The organism is Streptomyces sp. SID12501 (assembly GCF_010550245.1).
In the GTDB taxonomy this organism is placed as follows: domain Bacteria; phylum Actinomycetota; class Actinomycetes; order Streptomycetales; family Streptomycetaceae; genus Streptomyces.
On record NZ_JAAGLU010000396.1, the window covers coordinates 1 to 531 of the forward strand.

At 69.9% G+C, this 531-nt stretch carries 1 protein-coding gene; it reads right to left on the minus strand.

Going from position 1 to position 531, the window contains the following annotated elements:
• Positions 1 to 383: 383 nt before the first annotated feature.
• Positions 384 to 531 (minus strand): helix-turn-helix domain-containing protein (locus tag G3I71_RS52515; RefSeq protein WP_203733090.1); only part of this gene is annotated, 148 nt, incomplete at its 5' end.

Sequence of the window (531 nt, forward strand, 5' to 3'; positions counted from 1 at the left end):
ACCGCCGTCCACAGGTCTGTGCACAGGTGTGAACATTCGTCCTACGCGTCCCTCACCCCGGGCTTGGGGACAAGCCTGGGGCGTTCGCCCCGGTTTGGTATGAGAGGCCTCTCACCGTCGCGGTGGCGCCTCGGCCGCCGGCGACGTCCGTCGACGCGCGGGTGCTGCCGGGCCGAGGCGGCATCTGCCCAGGTCACCACGGTGTCGGCGCCGGTGCGTGCGCCGTGCCGCACGCGAGCGGATCCGGTGTCCTGGGTCGGGTGAGCCGTTTCACACGTGTCCCCAACCCGTGGGCAAACCTGTGGACAACCGGGGTGACCCGGTGGACGGGAACGGACCAACGCGACATCCCGGCGCCCCCGGGGTGAGGTCCCGGGATCCGCTCAGCCGCGGTGCTGCTGCTTGATCCGGTTCGTGAGCTCGGTGACCTGGTTGTAGATCGACCGCCGCTCGGCCATGAGCTCACGGATCTTGCGGTTCGCGTGCATGACCGTCGTGTGGTCCCGACCGCCGAACGCCTGCCCGATCTTC